This is a genomic window from Hungatella sp. SL.1.14 (assembly GCF_024460495.1).
Classification (GTDB): domain Bacteria; phylum Bacillota; class Clostridia; order Lachnospirales; family Lachnospiraceae; genus Hungatella; species Hungatella hathewayi.
Window position 1 is genome coordinate 1 of sequence record NZ_JANFYJ010000517.1, and the last position, 289, is coordinate 289.

The 289-nt window shown below is 48.1% G+C and carries 1 protein-coding gene; it reads left to right on the forward strand.

Features of this window, described 5'->3' with window-relative positions:
- Positions 1–289 (forward strand): oligopeptide/dipeptide ABC transporter ATP-binding protein (locus NE473_RS32090; protein WP_256265723.1); only part of this gene is annotated, 289 nt, incomplete at both ends.

Sequence of the window (289 nt, forward strand, 5' to 3'; positions counted from 1 at the left end):
CTGCGCTGGATGTATCGATTCAGTCTCAGGTGATCAATCTGCTTCAGGACTTAACGGAAAAAGAAAATTTGACATACCTGTTTATTACCCATGATTTATCCGTGGTAAAATATATCAGCGACCGGATCGGGGTCATGTATCTGGGAGCAATGGTGGAACTGGCGGGAGCCCAGGAGATTTTTGAAAATCCGGGGCATCCGTACACGGAAGCGCTGCTTGCCGCTATCCCTACGACGGTTATTGGCGACAATAAGAAGGAACTGCAGATTCTTGAGGGTGACATACCCAG